Annotated in this window: 15 protein-coding genes; 3 read left to right on the top strand and 12 right to left on the bottom strand. The window is 64.0% G+C overall.

The features are described 5' to 3' along the window. Window positions 1-70: 70 nt before the first annotated feature. The 7 genes from murB to KUV45_RS10705 all read right to left on the bottom strand — a co-directional run bounded on the left by murB (window position 71) and on the right by KUV45_RS10705 (window position 8,033). Entirely contained in the window at window positions 71-1,072 is a 1,002-nt protein-coding gene (gene murB / locus KUV45_RS10735) for a UDP-N-acetylmuramate dehydrogenase (RefSeq protein ID WP_222163026.1), read from the bottom strand. Next, window positions 1,069-1,566: a low molecular weight protein-tyrosine-phosphatase gene (locus tag KUV45_RS10730; RefSeq protein ID WP_224852038.1), complete on the bottom strand. Its 498-nt coding sequence runs from the start codon at window positions 1,564-1,566 to the stop codon at window positions 1,069-1,071. Before KUV45_RS10730 ends, murB begins: the two co-directional genes overlap by 4 nt. After that, complete coding sequence (kdsB, locus tag KUV45_RS10725; protein ID WP_206937367.1) at window positions 1,563-2,342, bottom strand: 3-deoxy-manno-octulosonate cytidylyltransferase; 780 nt, start codon at window positions 2,340-2,342, stop codon at window positions 1,563-1,565. Before kdsB ends, KUV45_RS10730 begins: the two co-directional genes overlap by 4 nt. 12 nt (window positions 2,343-2,354) lie before the next feature. After that, window positions 2,355-2,567, bottom strand: coding sequence for a Trm112 family protein (locus tag KUV45_RS10720; RefSeq protein WP_206937364.1), 213 nt, complete (start codon window positions 2,565-2,567; stop codon window positions 2,355-2,357). A 26-nt stretch (window positions 2,568-2,593) separates the two neighbouring features. Then, window positions 2,594-3,637 (bottom strand): tetraacyldisaccharide 4'-kinase, encoded by a 1,044-nt coding sequence (lpxK, locus tag KUV45_RS10715; RefSeq protein WP_222163025.1) that lies wholly within the window; start codon window positions 3,635-3,637, stop codon window positions 2,594-2,596. Next, on the bottom strand, window positions 3,638-5,518 hold the full coding sequence (gene msbA, locus KUV45_RS10710; protein WP_222163024.1) for a lipid A export permease/ATP-binding protein MsbA: 1,881 nt from the start codon (window positions 5,516-5,518) through the stop codon (window positions 3,638-3,640). A 70-nt stretch (window positions 5,519-5,588) separates the two neighbouring features. Beyond that, entirely contained in the window at window positions 5,589-8,033 is a 2,445-nt protein-coding gene (locus KUV45_RS10705; RefSeq protein WP_222163023.1) for a ComEC/Rec2 family competence protein, read from the bottom strand. Between the two features lie 242 nt (window positions 8,034-8,275). On the opposite strand from KUV45_RS10705, the gene KUV45_RS10700 reads away from it, so the two are divergent. Then, window positions 8,276-8,809, top strand: a complete 534-nt coding sequence (locus KUV45_RS10700) for a DUF2062 domain-containing protein (protein ID WP_206937354.1) — start codon at window positions 8,276-8,278, stop codon at window positions 8,807-8,809. Here the strand turns inward: KUV45_RS10700 and KUV45_RS10695 are convergent. From KUV45_RS10695 to KUV45_RS10685, 3 genes are all read right to left on the bottom strand, one after another. Next, a complete protein-coding gene (locus tag KUV45_RS10695; RefSeq protein WP_222163022.1) occupies window positions 8,800-8,955 on the bottom strand; it encodes a hypothetical protein in 156 nt (51 codons plus the stop codon). The two genes, KUV45_RS10700 and KUV45_RS10695, sit on opposite strands and share 10 nt — an antisense overlap. Before the next feature lie 116 nt (window positions 8,956-9,071). Continuing rightward, window positions 9,072-9,806 (bottom strand): ABC transporter ATP-binding protein, encoded by a 735-nt coding sequence (locus KUV45_RS10690; protein WP_206937351.1) that lies wholly within the window; start codon window positions 9,804-9,806, stop codon window positions 9,072-9,074. After that, window positions 9,799-11,040 carry a lipoprotein-releasing ABC transporter permease subunit gene (locus KUV45_RS10685; RefSeq protein ID WP_206937348.1) on the bottom strand — a complete coding sequence of 414 codons (1,242 nt, stop codon included), beginning with the start codon at window positions 11,038-11,040 and terminating at the stop codon, window positions 9,799-9,801. The genes KUV45_RS10690 and KUV45_RS10685 overlap by 8 nt, the downstream gene beginning before the upstream one ends. A 140-nt stretch (window positions 11,041-11,180) precedes the next feature. On the opposite strand from KUV45_RS10685, the gene KUV45_RS10680 reads away from it, so the two are divergent. Both KUV45_RS10680 and KUV45_RS10675 read left to right on the top strand, forming a co-directional pair. Then, window positions 11,181-12,230, top strand: coding sequence for an agmatine deiminase family protein (locus tag KUV45_RS10680; protein ID WP_222163021.1), 1,050 nt, complete (start codon window positions 11,181-11,183; stop codon window positions 12,228-12,230). Beyond that, window positions 12,227-13,129 carry a carbon-nitrogen hydrolase gene (locus tag KUV45_RS10675; protein ID WP_222163020.1) on the top strand — a complete coding sequence of 301 codons (903 nt, stop codon included), beginning with the start codon at window positions 12,227-12,229 and terminating at the stop codon, window positions 13,127-13,129. The genes KUV45_RS10680 and KUV45_RS10675 overlap by 4 nt, the downstream gene beginning before the upstream one ends. Before the next feature lie 108 nt (window positions 13,130-13,237). On the opposite strand, the gene KUV45_RS10670 is transcribed toward KUV45_RS10675, so the two are convergent. Further along, window positions 13,238-14,188, bottom strand: a complete 951-nt coding sequence (locus KUV45_RS10670) for a Nudix family hydrolase (RefSeq protein ID WP_222163232.1) — start codon at window positions 14,186-14,188, stop codon at window positions 13,238-13,240. Window positions 14,189-14,328: 140 nt separating this feature from the next. Next, entirely contained in the window at window positions 14,329-15,546 is a 1,218-nt protein-coding gene (gene argJ / locus KUV45_RS10665) for a bifunctional glutamate N-acetyltransferase/amino-acid acetyltransferase ArgJ (protein ID WP_222163019.1), read from the bottom strand. Window positions 15,547-15,613: the final 67 nt, after the last annotated feature.

The following is a 15,613-nucleotide window of genomic DNA, read 5'->3' as shown; positions in this document are numbered from 1 at the left end:
CTGCGGGCGTTTTTTTGTGCAGACGTGATAGACACCGTGCTCAGCGACCTTGGCCCGTGGCCAGCATCGCCTAGGCCAGGCGGGGCTCCCTCTCCAGCGTAACCCCAAAGCGCTCTGCCACCCGTCCAGCCACCTTGTCGGCGAAAGTCAGCAGCTCCCGTGCATCGCCACCACCATGATGCACCAGCACCAGCGCCTGGCGGTCATGAACGCCGAAGTGACCGTCGCGCCAGCCTTTCAAACCGCACTGATCAATCAACCAGCCAGCGGCCAGCTTGACCCTGCCATCTTCCAGCAGGTAGCGGGGCATGGCGGGAAACTGTTCGGCCAATGCCTCAGCCCGATACGCATCCACCACGGGATTCTTGAAAAAACTGCCGGCGTTGCCGAGGACCTGCGGATCCGGCAACTTTTCCTGACGCACCTGACAGACGGCCTCGGCGACCTCCAGGGCCGACGCCTTGGCACTCACCCGCTGGGCCAGATCGCCATATCCGAGCCTGGGAGCTCCATGGCGAGTCACCTTGAGGGTCAGGTCGGTGATGATCACTTTCCCCTGCCACTCCCCCTTGAAGCGACTCTCCCGGTAGCCGAAGCCACAGGCATCTACGTCCAGCGTCTCCGCCCTGCCGTCGGCGCGATGAAGAACGCTCACCGAGGCCAGCACGTCGGCCAGTTCGACGCCGTAGGCACCGATATTCTGTATGGGTGCCGCTCCACAATGACCGGGAATCAGGGCAAGGTTCTCAAGCCCCCACCAGCCGTCGCGAGCCAGGGCCATCACCAGCCGATGCCAGCTGACCCCCGCCCCCACGTGCACCAGGGCCTCGCTGCCGCAACGCTCGATCCACCAGTAGTCCAGCTGGGGCCGAAGCGTCAGTCCTGGAAGCACGCTGGGCAGGATCAGGTTGCTGCCCCCGGCCAACAGCGTCACCGGCTCATCGCGGCTGCTCTCCAGCAGTGCTGCCAGTTGCTGACGATCCCTGGCGACTGCCACTCGCTCCGCCCTGCAGGGCAGGCCGAGCGTGTTGGCCCCGGACAGCATCACGTCGTGCTCGATGGATAGCTTCACCTCGCCGCCTCCAGGCGCTGTTCCAGCTCTGCCGCAAGCGCCTGGGAGGCCCGCTCGATCATCGCATAGACCCTATCGAAGCCACCTTCATAGTAAGGATCCGGCACGGCCGCCCCAGGCTCACCGGCCCACTCCATCAACAAGCCTATCGAAGCCTGGCTATCGGCCGGCATCCATCGCTCCAGCTCGGCGAGGTTGTCGTGGTCCATCGCCAGTACAACATCGAAACGCGTAAAATCCTCTTGGCACAGCTGCCGACCACGCAACCCGGAAATATCGATGCCCCGCTGCTTCGCCGCCTGCTGCGCCCGTGCATCGGGGGGCTCGCCGATGTGCCAGCCGCCGGTGCCACACGAGTCAATCTCGACGCGGTCATCAAGGCCTAACGCGCGCACCTGCTGACGGAACACTCCCTCTGCGGTCGGCGAGCGGCAGATATTGCCCAGGCAGACAAACAGCACACGAATCTTCGCGGGCGAGTCGTCCAGTCTCATGGCGTGGCTCCTCTCGCCCGCTGCTCGAAGTGAGCGCGCACGCGGGCGAGGTCCTCCTCTGTATCCACGCCGGCTCCTGGCGTCTGCTCTGCCAGAGCCACCTGAATAGCGTGTCCGTAGTGCAACGCGCGCAATTGCTCCAGCTGCTCCAGCTGCTCGATAGGAGCGGGCAGCCACTCGCTGTAGGCGCGCAAAAAGCCCGCGCGATACGCGTACAGCCCGATATGGCGTAGCCAGGCATCAGTGGTCAATACGCTGGGGGGCTCACGAAAGCCCTCTCGGTCCCACGGCATCGGCGCCCGGGTAAAGGTCAGCGCCCGCCCCGAGGCGGCACGGGTCACCTTGACCACGTTGGGATTGAACAATGTGTCCACATCGCCAATGGATTCTGCCAGGGTCGCGACCGATGCCCCCTCGTCCCGCATCAGGCGAATCGCCACCTGATTGACAAGCTCCGGCGGCAGCAAGGGCTCATCGCCCTGAACATTGACCAGCACTGCCTCATCGTTCAGCTGCAGCAGGTCGACCACTTCCGCCAGCCGATCGGTGCCGGTCGAGTGATCCGCACGGGTCATCACCACTTCCGCACCAAGGTCAGACATTGTCTGCTCGATGCGCGGGTCGTCGGTAGCGATCACGACTCGACTGGCCAGTGAGCGCTTGGCCAGATCCCAGACCCTGGCCACCATGGGACGCCCGGCGATATCGGCCAGAGGCTTGCCCGGCAACCGCGTCGAGGCGTAGCGTGCTGGAATCACGACAATGAAATCCTGCATCGATACTGCTCCCTACCCTTGCGGCTCGCCGCGCCCTGGATGGCTCTTCAGCGTCTCATCCACGTCCATGACCCTGGCTTCCTCTGCCAGCATCACCGGAATCCCGTCTCGTACCGGATAGGCCAGGCCGTCATACAGACAGCACAGTTCGTTGGCCTCGCGGTCATAGCGCAGCTTGCCCTGACATTGGGGGCACACCAGCATTGCCAGAAGTTCCTTGTCCATCATCGTCTCCCCACTTCAGAATCTCGTCATTGGATACCGTCAGCGCCGGAGGCGCCTGCCGCCGTATCTCGGCGCCCATCCGACCAACCAGCCGTGCGCTGATCGAACCAGCGAATAAAGTCAGGGTCTGGACGCGCCTCCACATCCAGCACCCAGCCATCAGTCGGAGCCAGGTCCCTGCATTTGACCGCATCCTTGGCGGTCATGACCATTGGCTGCCCGTTGTCCGTCGTTACATCCGCAGGGGTATAACGATGATGATCGCTGAAAGGCCGAGCCAGGTAGTCGACCCCCAGCTCATCCAGGGTGGCGAAAAATCGCTGCGGATGCCCGATGCCGGCCACGGCCACCACTGGGCCGTCGAACGGCAAGGGTGACGGCGGATAGACCCGTGAATCCCCCAACCGGCGCCAGCCTGAAGGCTCGAGCCGCATGCGGTACCCTGCGGGCAAGCTGGCAGCTCCATCGCCATTGATCAACAGGGCGTCAACACTGGAAAGTCGGGTCAAGGGCTCACGCAAGGGACCGGCGGGCAAGCAGCGTCGATTGCCGAACCCGCGCCTGCCATCCACCACGACCAGCTCGATGTCGCGAGCCAGGGCGTGATGCTGCAGACCATCATCGGTGACAATCACGTCGCAGCCTTCATCGATGAGGCGCTGAGCGCCACGCGGGCGGTCCGGATCCACCACCACCGGCAGTCCGGTCTGATCCGCCAGCATCCGGGGCTCATCGCCGCATTCTGCTACCTCAGTGGTGGGCGTCAGCAGCAGTGGATAGGCGTCCGACTTACCGCCATAGCCGCGCGAGAGCACTCCAGGGCGGCAACCCTGCTCCTTCAGGCGCCGAGCAAGCCAGGCCACCAGCGGGGATTTGCCGGTACCGCCCAGGGTCAGATTACCCACGACGATGACCGGTACGGACGCTCGCCAGGCCTGGCGAGAACCCTGTCGGTACGCCTTGGCGCGCCGCTCGACCTCACGCCGATACAGGAGCTCCAGCGGGCGCAGCAAGGTCAGCCACGGCGAGCCTCGGTAGGCGGCATCGAGCCAGCGTTGACCAAGCCCCATTCAGGCCTCCTGAAACTGCAGCTGGTGCAGGGCGGCGTAAGCCCCCTCACGCTCCAGCAGCTCACTGTGACTGCCCTGCTCGATGATTTCCCCCTGCTCCATCACGAGAATGCGATCGGCGCGTTCAATCGTCGACAGGCGGTGAGCGATGACCAGCGTCGTGCGGCCTTTGCAGACCTCTTCCAGAGCCGCCTGGATATGGCGCTCGGATTCTGTGTCGAGCGCAGAGGTCGCTTCATCGAGCACCAGGATCGGCGCATCCTTGAATATCGCCCGGGCGATGGCCATGCGCTGACGCTGTCCGCCTGACAGCATCACGCCGTTATCTCCGACCAGCGCCTGGTAGCCGCCGGGCATGCGCTCGATGAACTCGTGGGCATGGGCCGCCTTGGCGGCAGCCTCGATCGCGGCAGGATCCGCGTCTGGGACGCCATAGGCGATGTTCTCGGCGATGGTGGCGTTGAACAGCGTGACCTGCTGACTGACCAGGGCGATCTGCTGACGCAGCGCCGTCAGCTGGTACTCCTCAATGGCGACGTCATCAATCAGAATGCGACCGCCGGTGGCTTGATAGAAGCGCGGCAACAGGCTCACCAGGGTGGACTTGCCGCTGCCCGAGCGTCCCACGATGGCGACCATTTCCCCCTGACGAACGCTAAGGTCAATGCCCTTGAGCACCTCCGGCTGGTCACTGCCATAGGCGAAACGCACCTGCTCGAGCTGAATGTCACCACGCAGACGACCCGGCACCAAGCTCCCGCTATCGACTTCCTCCGGCTCATCCAGCAGCCCGAACAGCTCACTGGAGGCGGCGATCCCCTTCTGGATGGTGCCATTGATCTCGCTCAGTGAGCGGATGGGCTTGGCCATCAGCGACGCTGCGGTGATGAAGGCCACGAACTCGCCTGGGGTCATGTTGTCCATCAGCGCAGGCGACATCGCCAGCCACACCAGCAGCGCCAGCGACAGGGCGACCAACAGCTGGATGACCGGGGTGCTGGTGGCCTTGGTCAAGGCCTCCTTGAGGCTCTGTCGACGATTGACCTCACTGGCGTCATGGAAGCGGGTCATCTCGTATTGCTCTGCCCCGTGGGTGCGCACTACGCGATAGCCGGTCAGCGCCTCGGAGGCGACATGGGTGACATCCCCCATGGAGCGCTGGATGCGCTTGGAAATCTTGCGAAATCGCTTGCTGGCATAGCTGACTACGCCACCAATCAATGGCGTCACTGCCATGAACAGCAGCGTCAGCATCCAATTGGTCCACAGCAGATAGCCCAGCAGGCCGAGCACGAACAGGCCTTCCTGCAGCACCACCGTAATGGCCTTGGTGCCCGCACCGGTGACCTGCTCCACGTGATAGGTGACGCGGGAAATCAGATGCCCCGAGGAGTGATTGTCGAAGAATCGCCCCGGTAGTCTCAGCATGTGATTGAACACATCGCAGCGCAGCCGATGAACCATATTGCGCGCCACATTGCTCATGAAATAGGTGCCGAGGAAGGTGCCGAGACCGCGCGCGCCGAACATGCCCACCACAAACAGCGGCAAAAACAGTCGAAACGCTGCGTCGGGATTCTGAATGCCGTCGATCAGGCGCTTCATCATCTCGGCCAGCGCCGTACTGGAGGCCGCGTAGATCGCGTAACCGATCACCGCGACAAGAAAGGACTTCCAGAACGGCCTGACGTAACCAAGGAGGCGCTTGTACAGCGCCCAGCCGGAGTATTCGCTCACGTTGGCTCCAGTTGCAAGGGGAATCAGCCCTGTCGCATGACCCAGCCTGGCTGGGTTCACCTGCTGCGTTTCTGCCAGCAGGTCGACTGCCAACAGGTCAACTACCAGCACGTCGATCAGCGCAGCATTCAGCCTTTTCGGCATCAGCCGCGACCAAGCCTGGTGACGATGTCAGCTCGCTGGCACACCAGCAGGTTGCACAGGGCAGCGAGATTCAGTGGCGAGATTCTACCCCATGGCAGAGACCTTCGACACCGCCGTGCAGATGACGCCGGCGTCCACTGCTGACCAGATGCACGCCGGCCCTGTCCAGATCGATCACCAGCTGACCATCGAGCCCTGTGTCGAGGATACAGCTGCCTGCCTGCCGAAGCCGCCGAATCACATCATCATGGGGATGGCCAAACCGGTTGAAGGCGGCGCTGGAGGCTACCGCCAACTGCGGCGCCCTGGCGTCGATCAGTGCGGCGCCGGTGCTGTCGTCGCTGCCATGGTGCCCGACCACCAGCGCCGCCGGCGGCGAGGGCAGCTGAGCGATGAGGTAGCGCTCGACCCGGCGACTGGCGTCGCCGGTAATCAGCACACTCCCCCCAGGGGAGCTGACCAGCAACACGCAGGACTGGTCATTGGACTCCAGTGTCGCGACAGCCTCATCCGAGCCTGGCCATAGAAAACGAAAGTCGACGCCCTCCCAGCGCCATTGCTGCCCCCAATGGCAGCCGTCGGCAGCTTGCTCAGCAGGTAAACCGGGTATCCGTCCAGCGGGATGCCACCAGTGCGCCACCTCATGCTGCTCGACCAGGCGCTCCACGCCACCCGAGTGGTCCAGGTCAGCATGGCTGATAATGACCTGGTCAAACTGCTGGGGTGACGGCCAGATACCGTCGATGGGGGCATAGCCGGAAGCATAGCGTGGGCCACTGTCATACAGCAGCCGATGGCCAGCGGTATGGACTTCGACCATCAAGCCCTGCCCCACATCCCACACCACCAGGCGAACGGTACGGGGGTCGGGCCGTGCCGGCGCCAGACTGATCAGGGCAACGCCCAGAGCGATCACTGCGCCTCCCTTGAGACCGCGCCCGATGCCGGGCAGACAGATGACGACGCCAATGCCCCACAGCAGCAACGCCAGCGAGAGCCGGATATCGACATCGAGCCACAGCATCGCGGCTGGCCAGGACAGCCCCTCAAGCAGCTCAAGCAGTGCCGCCAGCACCCAACCCCATCCCTTCCACCACCACAGTGCCAGCGGCGGGGCTACGAGCAGTACCGCCCAACCCAGCATGCCCGCCGGCACCAGTATCAGCGACACCAGCGGCACCGCCACCAGATTCGCCAGCACCGTCACCAGCGACACTTGACCCGTAAAGGCCAGCACCAGCCCCGCCATGGGAAGCGCCAGCAGAAGCTGGGTACGCACCAGCGTGACCAACGCCGTCTGCACGCCCCGGCCCGACCGCTGGTGCGGCTTCAGACCGCGCCCTTGCCACATGATGATCAACGCAGCTACCGCCCCAAAGGACAACCATAGCCCCGGACGCCAGAGCGACAGCGGATCGATAAGTACCACCAGCGTCCAGGCCACCGCCAAGCCTTGCCACGCCGACGGCGCATGCCGACCGCCGGCGACCCACAGGGCGATGACAATCATCACCAGCGCCCTGAGTGCCGGGGGCTCGGCACCCACCAGCCAGACGAAGCCTGCGGTAAAGCCTCCCGCCCACCACCATGGCCAGCGCACCAGACGCCAGCGTCCAGGCTGAATCCTCCGAGACAGCCAGCGCCCACAGCCCAGTGCGAGCACCGCCACCAAGCCAACGTGCAGCCCGGACACGACCGCCAGATGAGTGGTTCCGGTGCTGTTAAGCAGCTGCCACTCCTGTGCCTCCAGGCGCTCGCCCCGACCCAGCGTCAAGGCCGCCAGCCAGCGACGAGTGCGCTCAGCCAAGGCCAGACCCTCCAGCGTGGCCAGCAGCGACTCGCGCAGATCCTCTGGTGCCAGCGCCCGGCGATACGGCGGGGGTTCCGATACCACGGCACCGATCGCCTGAATGCCCTGCTGCCACAGCCAGCGTTCATAGTCGAAGCGGCCAGGGTTGGCCAAGCCAGTTGGCGGCCGCAGACGCAGCGCCAGGCGCCAGCGCTCGCCCACCGTCATGCGTCCACTCGGCTGCGGGCTGCCGAGACCGGCTGCCTGATGTGCCGCCAGGTAATGGGTGACGCGAGCCCGCTCCAGGCGATCGCAGCCAAGCCTGTCAGCCAGCATCGGTTCACAGCGCTCGATCTCCAGCGTCAGGCGCTGCGCCCCGGCCAGCTCACGTGCCGCGCTGACACGGACATCGGCCAACAAGGTGACTCCGGCAAGGCCCGCCGGAAGACGCGCGCCTTGCTGCTGCAACAGCGACAGCAGCACCCATAGCGCCACCCATGCACCCAGCAGCAGTCGCCAGCGTCGCGCGGCAAGGCTGGCCACTGCGACCGCGAGCAGAAGGTACATGGCAGGCTCCGCCACGCCGATCAGCGCGCCGCCCAAGGTGGCGCCGCTGGCTAGACTGACGGCCGGTGATGGCCACGCAGGCCCACCACCGCGCCTCTGGCGCGACCGCTGTCCCGCCTTGGCAGCGCCTCGCCAATACAGTGACCGACCGCCCGTCATGTCCATGGCACTCCTGCTGGTGGACCTTCCTTGTCCCCGTCACCCGGGCTTGAGGCGCGGGTGGCCGCCCTTGTTCAGTGCCCTTTCAGCTCCCCCAGCTGCACAGCGACTTGCTCCTCTCCAACAAGACCTTGCCGGCGGCCAGGTCAGGTCTTTCAGGCACAGCGTTGGCCGACGTCATGGCAAGGGCATCGGCTTGTATGGATAATAGCCACGCATCCGCAGCCTTGAGCTGATACTCCATGCCGCGTCGACTACTAAAGCGCTATCTACCCTCGCCAGACGCCCTGCGTCGGCAGCGCTCGTTGCGCTTCATGGCTCACCTGATTGCTGACCCCGCGCTGTGGGTGCTGACACGGCGTAGCGTGGCCAACGCATTCAGCGTCGGCCTGTTCAGCGCCCTGCTGCCTATTCCGTGCCAAATGGTGGTAGCGGCACTTGGCGCGCGCCTCGGTCGCTGTAATCTTCCGCTGTCGGTCGCCCTGGTATGGATCACCAATCCGCTGACCATGCCGATCATCTTCTATGGCAACTACTGCCTTGGCGCATGGCTCTTGCAGCAACCGGCACTGCATGCCCCACATCGCCTGACCACAGAGTGGCTGCAAGGACAGCTGATGGACATATTGCCGTCACTGCTGTTTGGCTCGCTGGTGGCGGCGGTCATTGTCGGCGCCCTCGCCAATGTGGTCATTCGACTGCTATGGCGCTGGCAGGTCTCGCGCAGCTGGAAGGCGCGGCGGCGCCGCCGCCGTCAGGCCCGCGCTCACTCCTGACGCAGCGCCCGCTCAGCTGCCGGCACGCTCTCCCAGCCTTGGCGAGGCCTGCGCCAGACCTTGGAAAAGAAAACCTTGGCAAAGAAAGCCTTGGCAAAGAAAACCTTGGCAAAGAAAATGGCCCCGCTGCGATGCAGCGGGGCCATTCATATGCGACCCAGGTCACTCGGCTAAGCCACTTGATTCAGCCACTCGATTCGGCCACTCGGCTCAGCCAATCGATTCGGCCAATCGGCTCAGCCAATCGACTCGGCCTCTCGATTCAGTCGGGCTGGAGACGGCCGTTGTCCAGGCGCAACACGCGGTCTTGGTGCGCGGCGAGCTCCGGGTCGTGGGTGACGATAACGAAAGCGCAGCGCGCGCTGGCAGCCAGCTCATCCATCAGCGCCAGAATGCTGGCCGCGGTGTGCTTGTCCAGGTTTCCGGTGGGCTCATCCATCAGCATCAAGCTGGGGTCGGTCACCAGGGCGCGGGCAATGGCCGCGCGCTGGCGCTCACCACCGGACAGCTCGCCGGGCTTGTGATCCGCACGCGGCCCCAGCCCCACCTTCTGCAACAGTGCCCGCGCCTTGTCTTCGGCATCGCGCTTGCGACTCCCGCGAATGATCAGCGGCAGCGCCACGTTCTCCAGCGCGGAGAACTCGGCCAGCAAGTGATGGAACTGGTAGACGAAGCCGATGTGGCGGTTGCGAAAACGGCCGATCTCGGCATCCCCCAACTGATGCAGCACCGTTCCATCGACGCGAACCTCGCCAGCGCTGGGGCTATCCAGCCCACCCAGTAGGTTGAGCAAGGTCGTCTTGCCGGACCCGGAGCTACCGACCACGGCGACGCGCTCCCCGGCGTGCACCTTGAGCTCCAGCTGATCCAGCACGACCAGGTCGGCGGGCCCCTCGTCGTAGACGCGGGACAGCTGATGACATTCCAGCATTACCTTACCGGGCGCCTGGGCAGTCGGCGCCTCGGTCGCTGCCGGCTGATTGACAACATCACTCATAGCGCAGCACCTCGGCAGGCTGGACCCGGGCGGCTCGCCACGCCGGATAGAGGGTGGACAGGAAGGTCAGCACAAAGGCGGCTGCAACGATCTGATACACATCACTCCAGATCAGCTCTGACGGCAGGTCGCTGATGAAGTAGACGCCGGCATCGAGGAAATGGATCCCCAGTGTGGATTCCACGAAAGCGATGATGTCGGACACTGTCAGCGCCAGCAAGATGCCCAGCGCAACCCCTATCAGAATGCCGATCACGCCGATGGCAATCCCCTGAACCATGAAGATCCCCATGATCGAACGAGGCGTGGCGCCAATCGTGCGCAAAATGGCGATGTCGGCATGCTTGTCGGTCACCACCATGACCAGGGTAGAAACAATATTGAACGCGGCCACAGCAATGATCACTGTCAGCAGCAGCCCGATCATGCGCTTCTCCATCTGGATGGCCTGGAACAGGTTGCCACGAGTAAAGGTCCAGTCGTAGCCGCGATAGCCAGCGCCCAGCTCATTGACGATGGCCTGGGTTTCCTGACCGGCCAGGAACAGGTCATCCAGCTCAAGACGCAGGCCGCCAACGCTATCGCCCATGCGTGCCAAGGTCTGCATGTCCTCGATATTGGCATACGCGAGGTTGGCATCCAGGTCGGCCCCTACGCTGAAGATACCGCTGACGGTGAAGCGCTTCAGACGCGGGAATACGCCAGCCGGGGTGATCGAGGCTTCGGGTACCAGCAGGGTCACGCTGTCACCGACATCGACCCTCAGATTGTTGGCAAGGATCGACCCCAGCACGATGTGCCACTCACCCGGCTGCAGATCATCAAGAGAGCCCTGGGACATGTTCTCGTCGACAATGGAAACGCGGCTTTCCCACTGCGGATCGATGCCGTTGACCATGGCGCCCTGATTACGTCCGGCCTGGGAGAACATGCCCTGTTGCTGGATATAGGGCGCGGCACCGATAACGTGCTCGCGCTGGGTCAGACGCTCGGCCAGAGGCTGCCAATCGGTCATGCCACCGGCCTGCTCGATCTGGGTGTGGGGCACCATGCCCAGAACCCGCTGGCGTAGCTCTCGGTCAAAACCGTTCATCACTGACAGCACCAGAATCAGTACCGCCACGCCCAGGGTGAGCCCCAGCATGGACGTCAGCGAGATGAAGGAGATGAAGTGGTTGCGTCGCTTGGCTCGCACATAGCGCAAGCCGATCAGAAATGGCAATCGATCAAGCATGGACTCTTTCCTTGTCGGCAGGCCGCCATGGTACGGTTTTTTGCACGCCTCTGCATCGCCACGGCATGGGATTTGCGAGATCCTTGCATCTTCCTGCTCGCAGGCCTACATTTCGCCGTTTCGACCTCCAGGACACTGCCATGAACCGCCTGCTTCCCGAGTGGCATCCCCAGGACGCCGTCCAGCTGACCTGGCCCCGCCCTGACAGCGACTGGGCCGATACTCTGCCCGCCATCGAGGCCATGATGGAGCAGCTGGCGCTGGTCATCAGCCGCTATCAGCACGTCATCATCGGGGTACCCGACCCTGCCTGCGGCGATGGTCTGCACCAGCGCCTGATGGCCCGAGGTGCCGCTACCGACAGAGTACACCTCGTCGTGGTCGAGGCGGACGACACCTGGGCCCGTGATCATGGCCCACTGGCCAGCCAGGATGGCGACGCTGTGCATTTCCACGACCTCACCTTCAACGGCTGGGGCGGCAAGTTTCGCGCTGATCGCGACAATACCCTCACGCAGCAGCTGGTCACGGCGGGCTGGATACGCTGCCCCGTCACCACCAGCGATGTTGTCATGGAGGGTGGCGCTCTCGAAACCGACGGGCAAGGCACCCTGCTGACCACCGAAGCCTGCCTGCTCAACCCTAATCGCAACCCTGACCTGTCCCGGCAACAGGTCGAGGACTGGCTCGCCAGCCAGCTTGGGCTTACGCGAGTATTGTGGCTTCGCCATGGACACCTGGAAGGGGATGATACCGACAGTCACGTCGACACCCTGGCCCGTTTCTGCGATGCCGAGACCATTGCCTACGTGCGCTGCGATGATCCCGCCGACTCCCACTACGCCGACCTGCACGCCATGGAGCAGGAATTGACGGCGCTGCGCCAGGCCAACGGCTCGCCCTACCGTCTGATTCCCCTGCCCTGGCCAGCCGCGTGCCGGGATGGCGACGACGGACATCGGCTACCGGCTACCTATGCCAACTTTCTGATCATCAATGGTGCCGTTTTGGTGCCGGTGTACGGCGATCGACAGGATCTGGCGGCGCTCAACGCCCTGGCAGGCGCCTTCCCGGAGCGTGACATCATTCCCATCGATGCCAGCGCCGCCATCCGTCAGCATGGCAGCCTGCACTGCCTGACCATGCAGTGGCCCCGCGGCACTCTCAACCTTGAAGGAGCACACCAATGACGCGCCAATTGATCGTGGGCCTGGTGCAACAACCGGCCTGGCCCGACAAGGCACGCAGCCTGGATGCCAGCGAACAGGCCATCCGCGACCTGGCCGGCCAGGGAGCCAAGCTGGTGATGCTGCAGGAGCTGCATGCCACCCACTACTTCTGCCAGTACGAAGATCCTGACCTGTTCGATCTCGCCGAACCCTTGGACGGGCCCACCGGGACGCGCCTGGCAGCACTCGCCAGCGAACTCGATATTGTGCTGATGGGCTCGCTGTTCGAACGTCGTGCGCCCGGCATCTATCACAACACGGCGGTGGTCTACGACGGCGCCAAGGGCGCTGTGGGTCACTACCGCAAGATGCACATTCCCGATGATCCCGGCTTCTACGAGAAGTTCTACTTCACCCCGGGAGATCATGACCCCGCACATCACCAGGGCTTCACCCCCATCGACACCTCGGTCGGGCGACTCGGCGTCCTGGTGTGCTGGGACCAATGGTATCCGGAAGCGGCACGCATGATGGCCCTTGCCGGCGCCGAGGTGCTGCTGTACCCCACCGCCATCGGCTGGGCACCGAATGACGATGACGCGGAAAAGACACGCCAGAAGGATGCCTGGACCATCATCCAGCGCAGCCATGCTGTGGCCAATGGCGTACCGGTTCTGGTCGCCAACCGGGTGGGCCACGAACCGGACCACTCCGGCGTCAGCCCGGGCATCGACTTCTGGGGCGGCAGCTTCGTCGCTGGCCCACAGGGCGAGCTGTTGGCGCACGCCGGCGAGGAGCCCCAGACCCTGCTGGTCACCCTGGACCTGGATCACGGCGAGCAGGTGCGACGCATCTGGCCCTACCTGAGAGATCGCCGCATCGATGCCTATGGCGAGCTGACCCGCCGCTTCCGGGACTGAGCCAACCACCCGGCGCATGATGCAAGAGCCCCCGCAGGTCATTGACCTGCGGGGGCTCTTTGATGATAGCAACGGTGTCGCTATCGCTGATGCGTGCTCAACGGCCCGCTATGACTTCCAGAAATCGCGAATTGAGGCGATGCCCTGGGCGCCAACGGCACGGGCGTGATTGGCATCATGGCGGGTCATGCCGCCCAGTGCATAGACCGGCATGCCGGCACGCTCGACCAGCTGCTGGAAATCATGCCAGCCAATGGGCGCCACTTCCGGGTGCGACGGGGTGGTGCGCAGTGGAGACAGCGTCACGAAATCGCAGCCAATCACGTGGGCCTGGTCCAGCTGTGCCTTGTCATGAGTAGACGCCGACAACCATTTGCCCTCGGCAATCGGACGTCGCTCGAGGCCCATCAAGCGCTCGCTGGTCAGGTGAATGCCGTCGGCATCAACCCGGTCGAGCAATTCGGGTTCGCCATTGAGCATGAGCCGCGCGCCATGGCGGCGACACAGTTCCAGAGCCCGCTCGGCACGCGCCACATACGCGTCGGTGTCCAGCGTCTTGGCACGCAACTGCACCAGGCGCACGGCATCTTCGACCAGCGCACGCTCCAGGCGAGCGGCAAACACCTCCTCATCGGCCTCTTCGTCACTGATGAGGTACTCGGACGGCAACATCACTGCCCGCAGGATCGGCAGATTGGCGGCCGGAAAGGGATAGCCGATCAACTCACCCATGGGCACCCAACGCACCGCTTGCCCTTCACGCCCGAACGGCTCACCAGAGAAATCCTTTACCTGCCACACATCGAGCAGGATGTGCTTGTCGGGATATTCGTGGTGGATGCGGATCAACGGCTGGGCACGACGTATCTCGATACCGAGCTCTTCATGCAGCTCACGCTTGAGCGCCTCCAGGCCGGTCTCGTAGGGCGCCAGCTTTCCGCCGGGAAACTCCCACAGGCCGCCGTGGTCGACATTGGAAGGACGCCGGGCCAGCAGCACTTCGTCACCGTCTGGGCTGATGATGGCGGCCGCCGCCACATGCACCCTTCTCTTCACCATAGTGTTCATTCAACGTTACCAGCTTGGATTCGCGGGCCATGCCCGCGCCAGTTTTCAGTCGGGTGGGCCAGGATAAAAGTCGGCATAGGATACCGATTCAGACAGCGAGATTCATCCGCAGATCATGCCTTGCGGATGAATCAGCTACGGTAGTCGGCATTGATCGAGACATAATCGTGGGACAGATCGGATGTCCACACCGTTGCCGACGCCTCGCCGCGACCGAGATCGATGGCGATGGTGATCTCTTCTCCTGCCATCACCGCACTACCGGCCTCTTCGGTGTAGCCTGTCGCCCTGCCGCCATGCTCCACCAGGCGCACCGGCCCCAGGTCGATGGTGACCAGGTCCACGTCAAAGTTATTGACCTGGGCGCGTCCCACCGCCGCCAGGATACGCCCCCAGTTAGCATCGCTTGCGTAGAGCGCGGTCTTGACCAGTGGGGAGTGGGCCACGGTAAACGCTACCTCACGTGCTTCATCGACGCTGCGCGCGCCGGACACCGCCAGCGTGACGAACTTGGTCGCGCCCTCGCCATCACGGATGATCGCCTGTGCCAGGCTCACCAGCACCTCATCCAGGGCCTGGCGAAAGCGTCGCTCATCCTCGGCGTCAGCCACGGCAGCGGCTTGCCCGGTGGCGATCAGCATGCACGCGTCGTTGGTCGAGGTATCCGAGTCGACGGTAATACTGTTGAACGACCTTTTCACCCCGTCCCGCAGCCAGGCATCCAGGGCCTCCTGCTCGATGGCCGCATCCGTGGCGACAAACCCCAGCATGGTGGCCATGTCCGGGCGAATCATGCCTGAGCCCTTGGCGATCCCATTGATTACCACCTCGCCGCCCTTGAGCATCACGCGGCGCGCGGCGCCCTTGATGCGGGTATCTGTGGTCAGAATGCCTTCGGCGGCCTGGCGCCAGGCTTCGGCACTGTCGCTCAGCTGATCCACCGCTTCAGGAAGGCCTGCAAGCAGGCGCTCCATGGGCAGAGGCTCGCCAATGACACCGGTAGAGAACGGCAGCACCTGCTCGCTGCTCACCCCGGCAATGTCGGCCACTTGCTGACAGGTGGCCCTGGCATCGCGCATGCCGATCTCACCGGTGCCCGCATTGGCGTTGCCGGTATTGATCACCAGGTAGCGAGTTGCCGGCGCGCTGGCCAGATGCGCCTTGGCCACATGCACCGGCGCAGCGCAGAAGGCGTTGCGGGTGAAAGTGCCCGACACAGAGGCCCCTTCGGCCACCTCAATCAGCACCAGATCCCGCCGGCCAGGCTTCTTGATCCCGGCCATGGCGGTACCGAGACGCACGCCAGCGATCGGCGTCATTGCTGGAAAACTGCTGTCACCCACTGCCATCGTTAGTCTCCTGCTGTCGAGACGACCCCGGGACATTGCCCGGGGTCGTCGTCATCATCGGCGGTGC

The sequence above is a fragment of the Halomonas sp. DP3Y7-2 genome, assembly GCF_019800795.1.
GTDB lineage: Bacteria > Pseudomonadota > Gammaproteobacteria > Pseudomonadales > Halomonadaceae > Halomonas > Halomonas litopenaei_A.
This window is presented reverse-complemented; position numbering and strand designations above follow the sequence as displayed.